Here is a 20,521-nt window from a genome sequence, read left to right as displayed (position 1 = left end):
ACTATGTTATTATTTAAAATAAATCGATTTTTTCTTCATTTCGAAAATACTGTAAGAAAATAAACCAATTTTATCTTGGTAGTATTCACAAAGCATCCGAAACAAAAGAAGAATTTCATTATTAGTTTTATACTTAACTAAGGTATTAAAATTAATCTGTTCAAAAGTTTGTCATTGCATAATATCTTTAATTAAATCGACTTGCAACACCACTTCACCAGGGCGCCAGCAGTTTTTACAAATTAAACCCTCTTCACTAAAACTAATTGTTTTAATATTTTTTTTACTAAAACAGCGAGCACAAGCTAATAACTTCCATTGCACCCCAAAAAAGCGGAAACTATAAAACATTAACATCACCACAGCAATTAAATTATCCTCAGCAGAAGTTAAATAATTTAATGTTTGTTTTAGAAGATAATAATATTGAGGATTACTATCCCGGGGTTCAAAAGCCTGGTCCGTAATTTCACAGACTAATACTCCTAATAAATAATCATTATAATTATTAGCGAGGAATAAACGAGATGTTAATAAATTCCCGGTTTTTAATTTACTTAATTTATCATCGTGATAACTTAAGAATAATTCAAATTCTGACTCACAAAATAATTGTAAAGAATATTTATTTTTTGAATTATTCTTTTTTACGCCTGGGGCATAAAAAGAGATCTTCCCATAACCTAAGGAAAAAATGGTGATAATTTGGTCAAAATCATGATAATCCCGCGTATTAATAACAATGCCAACAGTTTGACTAACCATTCAAACCTAATAACTTTCTTTGTTATACCCTAATTTGGCTATCATTGATGCTTTTTCCCGCCATTTTTCCACCACTTTCACAAATAATTCCAAAAAGATTTTGGTATTTAAAATTTGTTCTAATTCTAAGCGCGCTTTAGTGCCAATTTCTTTAATCATTTTACCTTGTTTCCCAATAATAATTCCCTTTTGGGAAGTTCTTTCAACACAAATTGATGCCATAATTTTTAATAAATTATCTTGTTCTTCCAACTGATCGATTAAGATTGCAACACTATGGGGAATTTCTTCTTCAGTTAATAACAAAATCTTTTCACGAATAATTTCTCGGATTAAGAATTTTTCGGGTTGGTCGGTTAAAACATCATCGGGATAATATTGCGGACCTGGTTGTAAATTAGATTTAATTAAGGTTAATAATTGGGGAATATTTTCATTTTGGAGACTAGAAATGGGGATTACTTCATGAAATTTAGCTAACTTATTTCATTCGGCAATTTTAAGAACCAAGTCATCTTTTTTAACTAAATCTGATTTGGTAATAACTAAAATTATTGGCACATTCCGTTCTTGAATTGCTTTTAAAATATACTGGTCATTATCACCAATTCTTTCATTGGCAGGAGATAAAAATAAAATAATATCCGCTGATTTAGTTGATGATAAGGCTACTTTATTCATAAACTTACCCATTTCATGTTTTGCCTTATGAACCCCGGGGGTATCCATAAAAACAATTTGACTGTCCTTATCATTATAAATCCCTTGAATTCGGTTTCTTGTTGTTTGTGCTTTGGGAGTAACAATTGCTACTTTATTATGTAAGATGGTATTTAATAAAGTTGACTTCCCAACATTGGGGCGACCAACAATTGCGACAAAACCTGATTTAATTTCTTTCATTTGATCACTTCCAGTTTCTTTACATTAATTATATCTTAGATCCCAATAATTTGTGGCGTTAATAAGTCATCTTTTTTATTAAAATTAGCATTAAATAATTAATTATTATCGAAAAATCATATATAATACTTTCACAAAGAAAAAACGAGAGGAAAATTCAATGAAAGTAAAAATTAAAATTTTACTACTTTTAACTATTAGTACTTTAACAATATTTATCTTAATTTTAAATATTTTAGTTAACACTCACAAAATATATAATTACGAGGTAAATCGGGTTAATACTAAACAAAAAGTAGTAATGTTAACCTTTGATGATGGGCCTGAAGCTAGTGCCGACAATGCAATTCTTGATATTTTAGAAAAAGAAAAAGTTAGTGGGATGTTTTTTCAAATTGGACAGAATATTGATCACCGTCTTTATAATAAAGACCCCAACATTGCGAATAAATATTTAGCACTCCAACGAAGAATTTTAACTGGACCAAGTTATTCGTGGATTGGGAGTCATACTTATTCCCATCTTAATTATCTTAACCGCCAAAAATTAGCGGTCCAAGAACTAAACCATACATATAAGTTATTACAAAAAATCTATCAAAATATTTTAAAGATGACAATTACTCCTGAACTAGTCCCTACACGATTTGCATATTTACAATATTTTAATGGGATGGATTATATCGGACAAAAAACTAACAATAAGTATTTCATTCGCGGCTATTTAGGAACTGATTATAATGAAGAACGTTCAGGAAAAAATAAAATCTTGCAAGAATATTTATCGCATCTCCGCCCAGGTCAGATTTTTGTCTGCCATACTCGTAACTATGCAAAATTATGGCTTCCCGAATTAGTTCGGATTTTAAAAGAAAAAGGTTATCAATTTGCATCCTTTAATCCTAATAGTCCACATTACTACCAAAAATATGGAAAGTTGGTGAACTAATGATTATTTCAAATTGAGAAATTTTATATACCACTTTAATATTTTTATTCTTTATCTTAATTACTAGTTTAAATAGTTATTTGCTTTATCTTTTAATTAAAAATAGACCCCTGAAAAAAATTCACTTTTGAAGTTTACTAGTTAGTATTATAATAAGTGAAATTCTCATTATACCCGCCGTCATTTTTAAAATAGTTTCCTTTACTATCTTTACTAGTTCCTACCAATTAGAAGTAACAACCACTAATTGATTAACTTTTAGTAGTTTAGTGGTTAGTTTAGCATCGGTACTCATAATTCCCAAACGAAAAATTAAACTAAAACAAACTGACAATCATAATCTAAAAAGTACTTCCTAATAATTTGAGAAGTACTTTTTTATTTTTAAAAATTAAATGTTATTTGATCATCCTCTGAGAGATGATTTAAGATTCCTAGTTCTTCAAAAGCTTGCATATGGGCTTTGGTAATATTAGTTCGTTTTTGTAAATCATTAATTGAAATAAATTGTTTAGTATTGCGAGCTGAAACAATACTTTCGCCAACTGCTTCACCCAAACCATCAATTGCCGCAAATGGTGGTAAAATTATTTTCTCACCATTTTCAACAATAACTTTGAAATTCTTTACATCACTAGTTTGTAAATCAATATTTTTCATTTTAATGCCCCGGGCATACATTTCTAAGGCAACCTCATAAACAGGAATTAGATCTTTTTCTTTTTGCGAAGGTTTATTAACCATATTAAAGTCTTTTGATTCTAAGCGCGTTTGAATGTCGCGTAAAACATTTTGGATGGTAGCTTTTCCTTTTAAAATTGTTTTAATGTCAAACACATCCGGGCGGGTTGAAAAATAAGTGGCATAATATTCAACTGGGTAATTAATTTTAAACCAGGCAATTCTTCACGCCATTAAAACATACGCTGTGGCATGTGCTTTGGGGAACATGTACTTAATTTTATTACATGAATCAATATATCATTGTTCAACATTATGTTCTTTCATTAACGCAACGTGCTCCGGAGTTAAGCCACGACCTTTGCGGACATCTTCCATAATTTTAAAAGCACTTTTTGCGGGTAACCCTTTATAAATTAAGTTAACCATAATGTCATCCCGACAACCAATAACTTGGGAAATTGTAATATTATGGTTTTTAATTAAATCTTGGGCATTACCAATTCAAACATCAGTCCCATGGGATAACCCCGAAACTTGGACTAAGTCTGCAAACGATGATGGTTTCGTATCTAATAACATCTTGCGAACAAAACCAGTCCCAAATTCCGGTATTCCAATCGCCCCGGTTTTTTCATTATTAATATCTTCGGGACTAATTTTTAAACTATCTAAATTTTGAAAGAGGCTTAGCACCGCGGGGTCATTTGTTGGAATCGTTTTGGGATCAACTCCAGTTAAGTCTTGTAACATTTTTAAAACAGTCGGATCAACATGCCCTAAAATGTCAAGTTTTAAGACATTATCATGAATAGCGTGGAAATCAAAGTGAGTAGTTAGCCAACTAGATGTTGTATCATCTGCGGGAAAGTTAACCGGCGTAAATGCTTCTACTTGGTACTCGTTAGGAATAACAACAATTCCCCCGGGGTGTTGACCGGTGGTTCTTTTAACCCCTTCACAAGCTTTTGTAATCCGTTCAATTTCACTTTTTCGTTTTAAATGGAGGATATTTTTAGTTTCAAAATAACCGCGAACATACCCAAACGCTGTTTTTTGGGCCACTGTTGAAATTGTTCCGGCACGATAAACACTGCGTTCCCCAAACATTTCTTTGGTGAAATCATGGGCCACTGGTTGGTATTCTCCTGAAAAGTTTAAATCAATATCAGGAACCTTATCTGCTTCAAAGCCAAGGAATGTTTCAAACGGAATATCATGCCCTTCACCATGCATAATATTTTGACATTGGGGACATGGTTTATCCACCAAGTCATAACCACACCGCACACTTCCATCGGTAATAAATTCACTATAACGACAGTTCGCACAAATATAATGCGGTTGTAAAGGGTTAACTTCGGTAATAGCACTCATTGTAGCAACAAAACTACTTCCAACACTTCCCCGTGATCCAACTAAATAACCATCGCGTAATGATTTATCAACTAGTTTATGCGCAATTCAATAAATAACTCCAAATCCATGTTTAATAATTGCAGTTAATTCACTTTCTAAACGATCAGCGACAATTTTTGGGAGCGGGTTCCCATATTTTTCATAAGCATTTTTATAACATAATTCTTTTAACAACTGATCACTACCTTCAATTGAGGGCGTATATAGTTTATCTTTAATAATTTGAACTTTTTCAATTTGATCAGCAATCTTATTAGTATTTTCCACCACAATTTCATATGCTAATTTTTCATCATTTAAGAAATTAAATTCTGCCAGCATTTCATTGGTTGTTCGTAAAAATTGTTCTGGATACTCACTAATCCGATTTTTATAGTCAAATAAGGGGTGTGGTTTTCCCCCGATTCCTTTTGAATGAATATAAACTTCGCGGAAGATTTTGTCTTCGGGGTTTAAATAGTGAACATCCCCCGTGGCCACCACTAGTTTATTTAACTTTTTAGCAATATGAATAATATTACTGATGACAGTTAATAACCGCTCCTGTGTTAAATCTCCTAGTTGGACTAAGTGTTTGTAAACACTTGGTGGTTGGACTTCAATATAATCATAAAAGGCCATTGCTTCTTCTAATTCTTCATTTGATTTATTTCGCGCTAACTCAAAAATTTCCCCATTCACACAAGAAGAACCAATTAATAAATTTTCGCGATGTTGATTAATAACACTTTTCAATAATTTTGGCAAAGAATAAAAGTAATCGGTATGTGATTTAGTAACTAAAGTAAACAAGTCTAAAATCCCCGCTTGGTTTTTTGCTAAAATAGTTAAATGTTTAGCCCGCATTTTTTGATAAACTTGGTCATTATGAATTTTATTTAAGTCATCATCAATTTCTACATTAAATTCGTTAATCATTTTACGAAGTTGGTGCTCATAAATGTCAGCTAAGACAATCGCGTCATAATCCGCACGGTGGGCAACTTCTTCATTATAAATAACATTATAACGCCGAGCAATACTTCCTAACCGATAATTTTTTAACCCGCTTTCTAAAGCCCGTGATAATTGTAAGGTATCAATGATGGTATTATTGATTTTTGGATGCCCAGCTTTTTGAATTCAGGACTGAATAAAACCAATATCAAACTCAGCATTATGGGCGACTAAAATTGCATCTTGAAAATAACCTAAAATCTTATCTACTGACTCTAAGAAAGTTGGCTTGTCTTGTAACATATCATCGGTAATCCCAGTAAGTTCAGTTGTAAACGAAGATAATTTTATACTTGGTTTAAACAAGTGGTTAACAGTTTCTCGTTCACCACTAATCCCATCCATAATGACTGCCCCAAATTCAATAATCTCATCATATTCATTACTTAACCCAGTTGTTTCCAAGTCAAAAATAACATATTTTGCTGTTCGCAAATTATGTTGATGAGGGTTTTTAACATACCACACAACATCATCTAAAACATCTGCTTCTAGTCCATAAATAACTTTTAAATCGGGGTATTTTAAACTAGTATTATAAACCTCGGGAAAAACTTGAATGTTTAAGTGGTCAGTAATAGCAATTGCCTGGTGATTTCATTTTGATAATAATTTAAACAAATCGGGAACGTTAACAACCCCATCCATCGTACTCATTTTAGTATGGGTATGAAGTTCAACTCGTTTGACGGGTGCATTATCCAAACGGGTAATTTCTTCTTTTTCAATTTTAATAATTTTTTTAGAAAAAATAACCTGCTCACTGGCATAAGTATCATAACGAATATCACCATACACACTGATTCAATCATTAATATTAAGGGTCTCTAAATTTTCATCCGGATTTTCATCCCGGGTAAAATACTTAATTGAAATTGAATCACTACCATCGGTAATTGTTAGAACATAAATAAATTTTTTAGTTGTTGTTGCAACCCGATCCTTCGCAAAGATTTTCCCATGAATAATAACATTAGGTTCATCATGGTCAATGTCCTTAATCTTATTATAAGTGGGAACTTCTAAATTAACTTTGCCATAAAAATTCCGGGGTTTTGTCCCATTAGGATTACTGTCTCTTTTAATGGCAGTTGGGGAAACTGAGGGCTGCTCACTTAACTGGCGATGAACATTTTCGCGAATTTTATCAATCTCTTCTTGGTTAATTGCTAAAATATCATTTTCAACCGCTTCAACTTTAACAATTAACGTCAAATCTTTAAAACCATAGCGGCGTAAATGATTTTGGTAGTATAAACAATGTTCATTAACTAATTTACGTTCACTTTCGGAAGTAACCCGCACAATTAATTTATTATCAGCTAACTGAAAACTATCAGCACTTAACTTATTAAAATAACTTTGTTTAACTTCTGATTTATGAGCCCGAATATATTCAATATATTCAAAAATATTACTAATATTATAGTTGAGATTATTAATTTCTAACGCAATCTTAGTGGGGATTTTTTTATTGTGTCGTAATGTTGATTCCACGTGCGCTAAAATATTAATTGGTAGTAACTCATTAACCGCAATAACAATCCGAAAAATACTATCTGTAGTACTATATTCACTTTTAACTACTTTGGCATCTTGAAAATAAGCATTGTCAACTTCTAAATCATTAGCAATAAATAGTTTAATTAATTGTTGATCCATCGTCTTCCTCTCCTTGTTATTAAATTAAGATTTTAAAAAAAGACATCTTTAATGGTAATACCAATAAATAACCCAATAAATAATACTGCCCCCGTGACATTAATAACTATCTTTCATTTATGAGGTAATTGTCAATTCCCAATTGGCTCTTCCTTAATTGCTTTTATTTTATCACTATCATCACGATATTTTAATAGTAAAATTCGTTGGCGAATCCGGAAATAACCATTCCCGAATGATTCAACAATTGTTTCTAAGAATTTGAAACCATCTAACGGGGGGATTGGAATTAAGTTTAAAACAAATAAGTTCGCAGATAACATCGCCACATACATAAAGAATGGCGCTGGACCTTGGGAAACAATTGTCGACATTGTCTTCGCAATTCCCACTGGCCCGGATAATTGTTGTCACTGACCAGTAAATAATAACCCAAATGATTTTAAAATAGTTACTGACTCATTAAAGGTTTCTGTTCATCCGGCCCCATATGCTTGCGCGGTTGATTGATAAATCCGATTCGGCGGAGCAATTCCCACCACATAAGTATTGTTTCCTTGTTTTAGGTCAACAGCTTCTGTTAATCTACCACCAGTGTTCTGATATTGATAAACCTCATGGTATTTATTAACTAAGACATAATTAAGTAAAATCAAATCATTATGTTTTTTATTATTATCGTATTGGGTTTTTAAATGATCTAAAAAACTATAAACTGTTGTGTAATAATTAGGAATATTATTAACCGTTCCAATATCAACGCGGGGAACATCAGGAGTATCTTTTCCACTAGCTTTATATTCTTGGGCAGCTGCTTTTAACTTTGCTTCATCTGGCCCTAGTCAATAATTTAAAATAACCATTTCTTGACTAACTGCGGGTTCTGTTTCTTTTAATGCATTATACAATGGTTGATTAACATCATAATGGGCACCCCAATAAGTCATGTCATTGGTTTTCATTCCAGTTGCCGCAAACATAGTTGTAAAAATAAAAACCGCAATGAAAAAATTCATTAAGGCTCCAGCAACAATAAAAATTAGGCGTTTTCAGCGAGCAATATTTTCCATTTTACGGGCTTTCGGAACAACTTCATCTTCTCTTCCCTTAGGAGGATCAGTTAATTCACTCGCAATGTAAACATAACCCCCAAAGGGAAAAATTCGAATTGAATATTTGGTTTCTTTCTTTCCCCAAGAAATAATTTTGGGACCAAAACCAATTGCAAATTCATAAACATAGGCTCCGGCTAATTTTGCCACAATAAAATGAGCAAATTCATGAATTGTTACTAAGATTAATAATATTAAGATTCCTAAAAACAACCCTAAAATAATCATTCCTGCTGACATTTATTCACCCATTTCCAATTTGTCTAACTGCTTCTGTTAATCAGATTTTTCAAAAAAATTATTAACTTCCCTTTTAATAATATCATTTAATTCTTTAATTTCTTGATAATTTGTCAGATTTCGGGGTTGATGTTGTTGCATAAAATATTCAACGTACGGAACAATCTCGTAAAACCGAATTTTTTTAGCAATAAATAATGCCCGTAACGTTTCATTGGCAGCATTCATAACAACAGCCAGAGAGTTTGGCTGTGATAAGCATTGGAATGCTAATTTAATTGCTACCCACCGGTTAGGATCGGCTGGTTGAAAAGTTAAGGTTAAATTACTAAAATCAAGGGGTTGCAAAGTAACCTGGCTTTTCCGAATTGGATAATATAAAAAATAACTAATAACCTGTTCCATATTAGGAACTGATAGTTGGGCAATAATTGAATAGTCATCATACTGAACAGCAGAATGAACAATTGATTGGGGATGAATTAAAACCTCAATGTTTTTAGTCTTGAATAGATGATAAACTTCCAGAATTTCTAATGCTTTATTCATCATACTAGAAGAATCAATTGTAATCTTGGCACCCATTTTCCAAGTGGGATGAGAAAAGGCCGCCGTATCATCAATTGTCGCTAACTTTGCTAATGAAAGGTTGGCAAACATTCCTCCCGAAGCAGTCAAGAGAATTTTATTAAGGTGATTATTTGTTTCCAAACATTGAAAAATTGCACAGTGCTCTGAATCAACAGGATACAACGTACAATTATTGGTTGTAATTAATTGGTTAATCAAATCCCCCGCTAAAACTAACGATTCTTTATTAGCTAATAATAACTGGCGGTTTTTAGTCTGTAAACTAGCTAAGGTTGGGTATAACCCACCAAACCCAGAAATCGCGTTCACCACTAGCGCCTGGGGATAACTTGCTAAGATTTCATCAAAACCAGGCTCATTGCTGAAAAATTCAAGGTGCGGATATTGTTGTTGCAACTGGTCAATCTTGCCAGTTGGTAAAACTCAAACTTGTTTAATACTAGGAAAATCCGCAATTATTGTGGCAAGGTTAGTAACATTCTGACCAACACTAATCGCAACCAGGGAAAAATCCTGCGGATTATTTTTTAAAATCCTTAACGTCTGACTCCCAATATTTCCACTAGCACCAAAAAGAATAATTTCTCGCATTACTTCATTAAAATTGCACTAATAATAAACATAACAACAAACACTAGTGAAAATGAATCAAGACGGTCTAAGACTCCCCCGTGCCCAGGTAGTAAATTACTAAAATCTTTAATATTATATTTCCGTTTAATTCATGAGAATGACAAGTCACCTAATTGCGATAAAATTGATAAAATAATTGCTAATAGCACATAGATAATATAGCGCATGGTATTTTGACTATTATCATTGGAAAAGAAATCAAATACTCATTTACCATCCGCCTGGTCGGTAAATTTAAACATTAAAATTGCATAGGCAATTGCAATTGCACTAGCAACTAGGGTACCAGTAATCGCCCCTTCCCAAGTTTTATTGGGTGAAACATTTGGTGCTAACTTATGTTTTCCATAACTAACACCCCCCACAAAAGCAAAAGTATCAGTTAAAATAATAATTAAGGCTAGCCATAAGACACTACTTCACCCAAAATTAGGATTCAACATAAATTTGGTCATTGCTTTAAAAGCAAAAATCATATAAATACTAAAGGCAAAAGTAATAAACATTTTTCCAAAGGTAATATCTTTTCCACTTAATATTAAAACCATATAAACTAGGAAAACAAAGAAGTAAATTACAAAAATTAGTCAGTTTTGTAATCATCCTCAATTAGCATAAGTATAAAAAGGAAAATTAATTGGGGCATATCCTTCGCTAACTCTTTCCACTGGTAAAATATATAAGAATACAATTAACAGGTAAGTAATAACTTGGGTATAAATTGGTCACTTATCGCCCCCGTTTAATTTTAAAATTTCATAGTTAACTAAACATAAAATTAAACAATTTAAAATAATAAAAACATAATTAGCAACATCAATGTGGGCCATTGTTTGTCACTCGGTAGTAATTGCTCCGGTAAACATATATAACACTAAAAAACATAATAGCACCCCAAACGTAATATAGCGCTGGCGATATTTTTTTTGAAACATGACGTGTTTCTGGTTTGGTGCTGGTGTGTTATTCTCAACCGGTGGTTGATTATCACTTGCTGGTGGTTGAGTATTATCTGGTGTTTTTGGTTTAATATTATTCATCAAGTTTAATTCCCCCAAATCTTCTATCTCTATTATTATAATCTATTATTGCTTCAATTAAAGCATTTCCGTCAAAATCTGGTCAATATTTTTTTGTAAAATAAAACTCAGCATAATAATTTTGGAGTAATAAAAAATTACTTAACCGTTGCTCACCCCCGGTACGGATTAGTAAATCAACAGGGGGGAGATCTTTAGTATATAAATGGTTGAAAATAACTTCTTCGCTAATGGTCGTAATGCTCGGATCGTTTTTAATTGTGCTAACCGCCTGGGTAATTTCTTCTAACGAACCATAATCAAAGGCAAAGGTCAACACCAAGCCCGAATTATTTTTAGTGTCATTAATTGCTTTTAAAAAAGCATTAGCTGTCGAAACCGGAACTTTTGTTCGTCTGCCAATTCAATTTAATTTAATATTTTCATTCTGAAATTTTTTAACTTGCTCATCATTTAATAACCGTTCGGGCATTGCCATCAAATAATTAACTTCAGCTAAATTTCGTTTTCAATTTTCAGTGGAAAAACAATAAATTGTTAAGTATTTAACCCCCATTTCATTAGCTTTTAATGCGACATCTTTAATTCGGCGGGCACCCTCTTCATGGCCTTTTGTTCGACTTAATCCTCGGGCAGTGGCTCACCGCCCATTACCATCAAGAATAATAGCAATATGTTGTGGAATCTTATTAATAATATCATTCCTCTTTTCTAAATTTTACTTACCAAAATTATACTATATATTGCCGGGGGACTTCGTATTTTTCCAAAAGAAAAACATTAAATAATTATTTAATGTTGGATGAATTAGGGAGTTGTTTTTGTTTTACTTTACTTTTGGCATAGGTCACAATCCCAATTAATAAGGCGGCGAGATCTAAACAAACATTAATTAAGATAAAATTATCTCAGTACCCAATGTCATTATATTGGTGAAAATGATTAAACCATACTACTTTGCTCGTCATCATCACATGGTAGTCACCACTAACAGTTGTAATCATACTAATTCAGGGTAACCAACAAACTAGGGCAATTGTTAGCATACTAAGTCCGGAAGAAAAAGTTACCCGTTTAGTAATCGGATAAATAATTCATCATAACCCCACACAGATAATAAAATAAAACGGATTAATCATTAATAAGAACCCTAAGAAACAAGCTACTCCTTTGCCCCCTTTAAAACGATGGTATATTGGAAAACAATGACCTAAAATTGTAACTACCGCGGGAATATAATAACTTGTTTGACCCAGGTTAAAACTTGTCCCGGGAATGGCAATACAACTAATTCCAAAAGTGATGAACATTACAATAATAGTTTTAATCCCATCAAGAAAAACAACTAATAATCCTCATTTTTTACCTAAGGTAATTGTTATATTTGTTGCCCCGGGATTCCCGGTGTTAACTTTTTGAATATCAACCTTATGAAAATATTTTGCAATTAAAATACTAAAATTAATTGATCCTAATAAATAACCAATTATAACGGCAATTATTGTTCCTAAAATTCCATAACCATTCATTGTACTTCCCTCTAATAAATTATTCTAGTATTAATTTTAATATTTTTTCCTGGAAAAGAAAAGAGCTTATTATAAAACTCCCAAAAAAAGAAAAGTATATTACTATACTTCCATTAATTCTTTTTCTTTAGTTTTCCCTTTTTCATCAATTATTTTAATATAATTATCAGTTAATTTTTGGATTTCTGCTTCATAGTATTTTTTATCATCTTCTGATAAATCACTACTTTTTTTAATGTGGTCATTGGCATCCCGGCGTTCATTACGAATTGTCACTTTGAAATGTTCTGCTTCTTTTCACATTTCTTTCACTAAAACTTTGCGACGATCCTCTGTTAAAGGGGGGATGTTTAAGCGCACTAAGTCCCCTTCGGCAATTGGGGCTAATCCTAAATCTGATTTATTAATAGCCCCCACAATCACACTAACTAATGACTTATCATATGGTTTAATAACTAATTGGCGCGCTTCGGGAACCATAATATTAGCAGTTTGTTGAATTGGGGTTAAGGTTCCATAATAATCAATCATAATATGGGCTAACATGTTAGGATTAGCTCTTCCGGTTCTAATTTTAATTAATTCATTTTCAAAACTATTAATTACCTTATCCATTTTGGACTTGGTTGTTTCCACCATTTGGTTTGTCATTTCTTTACTTTCCTCCTGTAACTAATGTTGAACGAGCACTCCCATGTGCTGCTTTATAAATATTATTGGGTTCATTAATATCAAAGACAACAATATCAAGTTCATCTTCCATTGCTAAACTACTAGCGGTTAAATCCATTACTTTTAATTGTTTGTTTTGTAATTCATTTAAACTAATATTTTCGAAACGAATGGCATCTTTATGTGTTTTGGGATCCTTATCGTAAATACCATCAACCCCATTTTTAGCCATTAATAAAACATCAGCTTCAATTTCAATTGCTCTGATAGTCGCTGCTGTATCAGTTGTAAATTTAGGTTGGCCAGTTCCCCCCGCCATAATCACAATAAATCCTTTTTCTAATTGTGACTTTGCCTTTTTAAATAAATATGGTGACGAAACTTCGGGAACTTGAATTTTAGACATCACAACCACTTGGTCACTACCTTCGTATTTTAACACTGATTCTAATGCTAAGGCATTCATCACTGTTGCCAACATTCCCATATAATCAGCACTAATCGGGTCCATATTAATTGTTTCAGCCCGATTACCACGCCAAATATTACCCCCACCAACAACAATTGCAATTTCTAAACCTTCTTTTTGCAAAGCGACAATTTGTTTAGCAATTTCATGGAGTTTTTGGGGATCATATGGTTCTTGATGATCTCCTAAAGCTTCACCAGATAATTTTAATAAAACTCTTTTATATTTTAAACCCATAATCTTAATAAGTTCCTTTCCAAAAAATATCTTGTTCTATAATATTATAATGATTTATTTTCAGAATAAAAGTTTTTGGTTAAAAATTGTTGGGAAATTAGCAATTTTTCCATAAAAAAACTTTCTAAGTTTTTAGAAAATTTTTTAATTAAAACCACCAAAACCACCAAAACCTTTTGTTGGCATTCGCCCAGATTTGATTTGTTTAGCCATTTCATCAACTTGTTTTTTAGTTTTTTCAAACTGGTTAATTAATTCATTATATTCTTTTTCGCTTCGCCCTGAACCTTTAATAATTCTTGTTTTACGAGAGATATGTTTTAATAATCGTGGTTCTCGTCGTTCTTTAACTGTCATTGACGATAATAAGACTTCGGTAACTTTTAATTTACGTTCAGCTTCGATGATTTTTTCTTCACTAATTTTTGGCATTCCCGGAATTAATTTCATAATTCCGCCCATTTTTCCCATTTTCGAAAGTTGGCGCATTTGGTTTAATAAATCTTGTAAATCAAATTGTCCCATCATCATCCGGTTCATGGTTTTTTTAATGTCACGTTCATCTAGGACATCTTTCGCTTTTTCAAATAAGGTTTGGACATCTCCCATTCCTAAAATACGATCAGCCATCCGGTCAGGATAGAAAATTTGCAAATTACTCATTCCTTCTCCGGTTCCAATAAATTTAATTGGTAATTTTGTTAAATGGGTAATTGATAAGGCTGCTCCCCCACGGGCATCACCATCTAATTTTGTAACAACAACTCCGGTTAGTTTTAACAAGTCATCAAATTTTTCAGCAACATTAATAATATCTTGCCCAGTCATTCCATCAACAACAATTAAAATTTCATCTGGACTAACTGCTTTTTTAATTTCTTTTAACTCGGTCATTAATTCGTTATCAATATGCAAACGACCGGCGGTATCTAATAAAATAACATCATTTTTATTAGTTTTGGCATATTCAATTGCTTGCTGAGCAGTTAACACCGGGTTTTGGGTTCCTTTTTCAAAAACATCAATGTTTAAATTTTTTCCTAATGTTTTTAACTGATCAATCGCCGCCGGACGATAAATATCACAAGCTACTAATAATGGTTTTTTATGATATTTTTTTTCTAATAATTTTGAAATTTTCCCAGTTGTTGTTGTTTTCCCACTTCCTTGTAAACCAACCATCATAATAATTGTTGGTTTCGAAGTTAAGGAAATTTCTTTGGCAGTTTTTCCAAAAATATTAACTAACTCTTCATGGACAATTTTAATCATCATTTGGGAAGCATTTAAACCTTCACTAATATATTCGCCTTTAGCTTTTTGTTCAACATTTTTAATAAAATCCTTAACAACTTCATTATTAACATCCGCTTCTAATAATGCCAAACGAATTTCGCGTAAAGTTTCTTTAACAGTTTCTTCTGTTAATGTTGATTTTTTTAAATTTTTTTCAATTGATTTTTTCAATTTCCCAGCTAAAAAGTCACCAATCATGTTTTCAACTCCTCTAGTATTTTTAATGTAATCAAACTCTTTATAATTATACATAAAACAATGGAATTTAAAATCTTTTTAAAGATATTTTAAAGAGTGAAACAAGGATAAAAAATAGTACATATCTTATAATTTTTTAACAAGATTATGTACTAATTAATTTTATTTTATAATGTTATACTATCCTTATTGGAAATCAAATATCCATATCAATATTAACTAAATTTAAATGGACTTTAAAATAATGGGCATCAATCACTTGATTAACAATCGTATTATCATTTTGATAATCTGTCAATCATCTTAAATTGGTAAAATTAAATGGAAAAATGCCAGTATCTTGTGATGTATATCACGGTGAATAATTAAAAAAATCTCAAATTGTTGTTAACCCTTCTGTACTTATTAAAAATAATGCAACATAACGATATTCTGTATGTCTTAAGGGTTCTGGAATTGTTTGATAGGCATAATTATAAAATTTAAAAAATTGTCTTCGATAAATTATATCTGCTACTTGCTCAGATGTTAAATCTCGGGGGCAAGCCTTTTCAATCTCAATTTGATTACTATTTGTATTTGAAATGAAAGGTCTAACTAAAAGTTCATTTGAATCATATAAATTCACAAAGTCCTGAAACATATTTCACCCAGCGAAACCACGACTTGAACCATCATCATAAGGGTTATCATCAACACCTATTTTTCCTAAGTTTTTCATTTTTTCAAAACCTTCCTTGCGAAAAAATAGTGGGATGTTATCAGGATCGTTACCTTCAAATTGTTCAAAATAATATTTAGGTAAAGCACGATCGGGTGTATCAATTTCTAATACCTTATTATTTATTAATTTTGGACAAAAAGGTAATGTTAAATCTATTTTACCATGGTAATAATTATGACGCGTGCTCTCAATATTAATGTTTTCGTCATTATAATTAGTATAATCAATAATTTTATTATTTATTGCCAAAGTTAAATAATAATTCTGATAAAACTTATAATGATAACTATTTTTGTCTTGATATTCACCAGAAGCAAAACCACTTATATTTTTAACTGTCCGGCGTACAATTTTTGAACCAAAAGAATTAGGATTTTCCTCCTCATTTAAAACTATTGTATCTATACTTTCACGATGTCAGCCAAAATCATTTTTATAAAAAATAAATTTAAGATCTTCATAATGATATTTTCTATTTCCATACAAAGTAATTCCATTATTATCAAGAGAAATACGGGCTATTAAAAGAAAATGTTGGATGTCTTTGACAACTTCTTCATTTGTTTTAATTTGGTGTGAAATAATTTGATAAAGTAATTTTGGTGTTAAATTTTTTAAAAGTTCATCTATATTACTAATATTATTATGTAATTGTTCATTCGTAATAAAAAGTTTTCCTTTATCAACACGAAAAGTAAATTCATTATCTTTGATTTGAAAATTATGATAAGTAGTTGCTAACCACTGGCCAAAAAATCGTCCTAACGTAGGTTCTTCAGCTGGTTTCAAATAATCTTTATTGTCTTGAGTATAAGCACAAGCATTAAGTTGCGAAACTACTGGAGTTGTTAAAACAACGAGACCCAATAAACTTAAAATTTTTTTCATTTTCATCCTCCATTTAAGTGTATGTTTAAATTTAGTTATTCTTTATTAAATAAGTTCATTCAACATGAAAAGTTAAATTAGGATTTTTATCTCAATGTTTTCCTGAATAATAAATTTCTTGACCATTTAAGTATCATGTATAAGCATAGCCAACAAATAACCAGTATGTTTCATACCCAGTTAATGAGATTTCAACTGTCCGGTCATTAACGTAATTATTTAAAGCTTCCAAAACTGGATTAAATGATTTAATTGGATCACCACCATTTCTTGTTAAATAAAATTCTTTAATCTGAAAACTTCCTTCAATATAATCGGTATTTTCTGGCTTAGTAACTTCATCAATTGTCTGAAGTAATGAATTAATCATATCATTTTCATTAAAATCAACATGTAAATATCCAGTATTATATTCATATCCAGATTTTCAAGTATCAGCTTGGGTAATTACTTTTGTTTTAGTAGTATTTCTAATATTAAAATAAATACTTAACTCCTTACCACTAACCAAATCACTATATGGGTTAGGGTCAGTGGTTTTAAAAGTAATTTTATTTTTAGCTATTTTTTGAACATTCGGAAATGTAATGCTATTTGTATCCGGACCCTTATCATTGAAATAATATGCTAATCCCGGTTCTCCAACAATTTCTTGGAAAAAGTTAAGAGGAAAGTCACCATACATTGATTCTAAACCAATTGCTTTGGCAGCATTATCCAGGTGAATCATTAAATCATTAATTTTAAAATCATCTAACGAATCAATACCATATTCAATTGTTGTTGGCAAATTATTAAATGATTTTTGCATTAAGGAAATATCATACCCATGGGGGTTAGTTACTATCAACGGAATTTCGATTTTGGCATGATCAACATAATTATCATTTGGACTCTGCAAAACTTCAATAATCATTTTATACTGTAAAGTTTCTCCCCGGTGCGGGATAAAAGGATGGTGGGCGGTTTTAACTCCTTGGACAAAATATGTGTCAATGTTATCTTTTTTCATTAGGTTAAATAAAAAATTAGATTCATATTTAGCAACACTAACATCCCCTTCAATTCCTAATTCAATTAATTGTTGGTCAATTCTGCGAGCAATGTCTTCTTTCGCTAAAGCATATTCATCAACAACATTGTTAAATCGGATTGGTTGGGCATTATGGTTGGTTAAGGCATCAATATATTGCTGTATTTTTGCAATATTAATTAAACTACCATGTCCTGATTCAATATTAACTTTGATTTGTGATCCTGGTTCAATTCCATAAGGATTTTCACTGGCTGTATAAATAATTTGATAAAAAGCATTTTCATCTTTACCATGGGGTGTAATATGGATGCTCGTTTCTCCTGTTTGGTAGTCATAAACTGTCCGAGTTAAATAGCCAGCTTGAACATAATTACTAATAAATCCCCCAAACAAAATCCCATTGCCAACAGCTTTTTCACTAATTAAAAGAGCATCAACATGGTCATCGACCTTTGCTAAATTAAAATTAGTAGTTATTTCAAATTGAAATTCACTAGGAACTTGATCAGTTCCCCAATTAAAATAACCTTGAAATTGTTTTTCGAGATTAATAATTTCTCGGTTATTGGTGTTATCATTTATATTTAGTTGTTTATTACTATTAACAGCGACAGCAACTGGTGTTGAACTAGTTACGGCTGTTAAAGTTGATAATATTAATAAAAGTGTTTTCATTAATATGTCTCCCTTCGTTCACGGTCACAATTAGATTGGATAAAATCTTCTCGGATATTATTATTTTATTCTTTTTTTATGTAAAATAAAAGAAAAAATTATTATTTAAGTTAATAATTTTTTCTAAATTACGGTTTCAATAAAGCGTAATTCCCGAATTACTGTAATTACAATATCCCCGGGGACAATTTTATTATGACTAATTTTTTCACGAATATCAAAGGCAATTTTTTGGGCTTGAATATCAGTTGTTCGTTCAGGATTAACAATTACCCGAATTTGACGTCCTGCTTGTAAAGCATAAGCTTTGGCCACACCCCGAACTTCCATACACATTTGTTCTAATTCTTTCATCCGGCTAATATAATTTTCCACAGTATTATTACGACCACCAGGGCGAGCAGCTGATAAAGTATCAGCAGCGGCTACTAATGGTGAATATGGATTATCCATCGGAACTTCCCCATGGTGGGAATGAATGGCATTAATAACAATTGGGCTTTCTTTATATTTAGTTGCTAACTGAACCCCTAGGGTTACATGGCTACCTTCATTTTCAAAATCCACTGCTTTTCCAATATCATGCAATAATCCCGCGCGAATGGCAATTTCCGGGTCAAGTCCTAATTCGCTTGCCATAATACCAGCTAGTTTCGCGACTTCAATTGAATGCATTAAAACATTTTGCCCATAACTAGTACGGTATTTTAACATTCCAATATAACGAATTAGTTCTAAATCAATATTATAAATTCCTAGCTCTGAAATAGTATCTTTTCCAGTTTGTAAAATTGTTGTATCAAGATCAGTTTTTTCTAAGCGAATTGCTTCTTCAATTTTATTGGGTTGAATCCGCCCATCCGTAATTAACCGTTCCAAGGCTTTTTTGGCAATTTCACGGCGAATGGGATTGAAAGAAGACACCTGAACAATATTAGGAGTATCATCAATAATTAAATCAACACCCGCAGTTGTTTCAAAGGTTTTAATGTTTCTACCATCTTTTCCAATAATTCTTCCCTTCATATTATCATCAGCTAAATTAATAACCGCTGTTGTTTTTTCAACAACAACATCCGCAGAATATCGTTCAATTGCCTGGGTAATAATATTAACAGCCGTTTCTTTTGCTGCTAACCGGGCATTTACTTCGGCATTCTTTAAAAATTCCCCAATTTGTTTTTGATATTTATCATTAATTTCTTTAAATAAAATATCTTTTGCCTGATCTTGCGAAAACCCCGCAATTTGTTCTAATTGCTGGATTGTATTATTGATTAAACCATCATATTTAGCTAATAACTCTTGTAATTCCTCTCTTTTATAAAATAACTCCTGCTCTTTTTGCGTCAATACTTCTTCTCTTATAATAATATTCTTTTCACGTTCTTTAAAAAATTTTTCGTTTTCTAAAATTTCTGCTCGTTTTTGTGCGACTTCTTCGCGTACATCTTGTCTAATTTGGGCGGCTTCAACTTTAGCATCTGCTTTGGCCGCATTAATAATTTTTTTAGCAGTTAGTTCTGCTTCTTTAATTTTTTTCTCAGTATTTTTAATTAATTTAAAACGTAGATATTTTTCAACTAAATATCCAATTAAATAAAATATTAAGGCACAAGCGCCTAATAATATTACTCATCCATAAACTGGCATGATAGCTCCTTTCTTAATATTAATTAAGAAAAGAAATATTTTATTTTTAATAAGTGGAATAAGATAGTATTTAACTACCAATATATATTTTACTATTTTATTTAAAAAAGAAAAGGTAAAACAAAATAATAAAAAAGTGCGGTCAAGCACTTT

Annotated in this window: 16 protein-coding genes; 2 read left to right on the top strand and 14 right to left on the bottom strand. The window is 31.5% G+C overall.

The annotated features are described in order from the left end of the window. Positions 1-9 precede the first annotated feature (9 nt). A complete protein-coding gene (gene recO, locus QPK10_RS05320) occupies positions 10-765 on the bottom strand; it encodes a DNA repair protein RecO (protein ID WP_368486969.1) in 756 nt (251 codons plus the stop codon). Between the two features lie 6 nt (positions 766-771). Beyond that, a complete protein-coding gene (era, locus tag QPK10_RS05315) occupies positions 772-1,668 on the bottom strand; it encodes a GTPase Era (RefSeq protein ID WP_368486968.1) in 897 nt (298 codons plus the stop codon). Positions 1,669-1,828: 160 nt separating this feature from the next. Between era and QPK10_RS05310 the strand changes: the two genes are divergently transcribed. Both QPK10_RS05310 and QPK10_RS05305 read left to right on the top strand, forming a co-directional pair. Continuing rightward, positions 1,829-2,617, top strand: a complete 789-nt coding sequence (locus QPK10_RS05310; protein ID WP_368486967.1) for a polysaccharide deacetylase family protein — start codon at positions 1,829-1,831, stop codon at positions 2,615-2,617. Continuing rightward, on the top strand, positions 2,617-2,976 hold the full coding sequence (locus tag QPK10_RS05305; protein ID WP_368486966.1) for a hypothetical protein: 360 nt from the start codon (positions 2,617-2,619) through the stop codon (positions 2,974-2,976). Before QPK10_RS05310 ends, QPK10_RS05305 begins: the two co-directional genes overlap by 1 nt. 25 nt (positions 2,977-3,001) lie before the next feature. Here the strand turns inward: QPK10_RS05305 and QPK10_RS05300 are convergent, their stop codons facing one another. The 12 genes from QPK10_RS05300 to rny all read right to left on the bottom strand — a co-directional run bounded on the left by QPK10_RS05300 (position 3,002) and on the right by rny (position 20,368). Next, entirely contained in the window at positions 3,002-7,375 is a 4,374-nt protein-coding gene (locus QPK10_RS05300) for a PolC-type DNA polymerase III (protein WP_368486965.1), read from the bottom strand. Positions 7,376-7,407: 32 nt separating this feature from the next. Beyond that, complete coding sequence (locus QPK10_RS05295) at positions 7,408-8,727, bottom strand: site-2 protease family protein (protein WP_368486964.1); 1,320 nt, start codon at positions 8,725-8,727, stop codon at positions 7,408-7,410. Between the two features lie 36 nt (positions 8,728-8,763). Next, positions 8,764-9,909 carry a 1-deoxy-D-xylulose-5-phosphate reductoisomerase gene (dxr, locus tag QPK10_RS05290; protein WP_368486963.1) on the bottom strand — a complete coding sequence of 382 codons (1,146 nt, stop codon included), beginning with the start codon at positions 9,907-9,909 and terminating at the stop codon, positions 8,764-8,766. Beyond that, a complete protein-coding gene (locus QPK10_RS05285) occupies positions 9,909-10,991 on the bottom strand; it encodes a phosphatidate cytidylyltransferase (protein ID WP_368486962.1) in 1,083 nt (360 codons plus the stop codon). The genes dxr and QPK10_RS05285 overlap by 1 nt, the downstream gene beginning before the upstream one ends. Then, positions 10,984-11,664: a polyprenyl diphosphate synthase gene (gene uppS, locus QPK10_RS05280; RefSeq protein WP_368487036.1), complete on the bottom strand. Its 681-nt coding sequence runs from the start codon at positions 11,662-11,664 to the stop codon at positions 10,984-10,986. Before uppS ends, QPK10_RS05285 begins: the two co-directional genes overlap by 8 nt. 115 nt (positions 11,665-11,779) lie before the next feature. Beyond that, on the bottom strand, positions 11,780-12,520 hold the full coding sequence (locus QPK10_RS05275) for a glycerol-3-phosphate acyltransferase (protein ID WP_368486961.1): 741 nt from the start codon (positions 12,518-12,520) through the stop codon (positions 11,780-11,782). A gap of 102 nt (positions 12,521-12,622) precedes the next feature. Continuing rightward, positions 12,623-13,171 (bottom strand): ribosome recycling factor, encoded by a 549-nt coding sequence (gene frr / locus QPK10_RS05270; protein ID WP_368486960.1) that lies wholly within the window; start codon positions 13,169-13,171, stop codon positions 12,623-12,625. A gap of 4 nt (positions 13,172-13,175) precedes the next feature. Next, positions 13,176-13,898: a UMP kinase gene (gene pyrH, locus QPK10_RS05265; RefSeq protein ID WP_368486959.1), complete on the bottom strand. Its 723-nt coding sequence runs from the start codon at positions 13,896-13,898 to the stop codon at positions 13,176-13,178. A 144-nt stretch (positions 13,899-14,042) separates the two neighbouring features. After that, the gene (gene ffh, locus QPK10_RS05260; protein ID WP_368486958.1) at positions 14,043-15,392 is read right to left on the bottom strand and encodes a signal recognition particle protein; all 1,350 of its coding nucleotides are present in this window, start codon (positions 15,390-15,392) and stop codon (positions 14,043-14,045) included. 175 nt (positions 15,393-15,567) lie between these two features. Next, complete coding sequence (locus QPK10_RS05255; protein WP_368486957.1) at positions 15,568-17,004, bottom strand: hypothetical protein; 1,437 nt, start codon at positions 17,002-17,004, stop codon at positions 15,568-15,570. 31 nt (positions 17,005-17,035) lie between these two features. Further along, positions 17,036-18,715 (bottom strand): hypothetical protein, encoded by a 1,680-nt coding sequence (locus QPK10_RS05250; protein ID WP_368486956.1) that lies wholly within the window; start codon positions 18,713-18,715, stop codon positions 17,036-17,038. Between the two features lie 123 nt (positions 18,716-18,838). Next, positions 18,839-20,368, bottom strand: a complete 1,530-nt coding sequence (gene rny / locus QPK10_RS05245) for a ribonuclease Y (RefSeq protein ID WP_368486955.1) — start codon at positions 20,366-20,368, stop codon at positions 18,839-18,841. Positions 20,369-20,521 lie beyond the last annotated feature (153 nt).

This window comes from Spiroplasma sp. DGKH1 (genome assembly GCF_040940205.1).
Taxonomy (GTDB): domain Bacteria; phylum Bacillota_I; class Bacilli_A; order Mycoplasmatales; family Mycoplasmataceae; genus Spiroplasma.
Note: the sequence above shows the minus strand (reverse complement) of the source record. Positions and strands in the feature narration are given on the sequence as shown.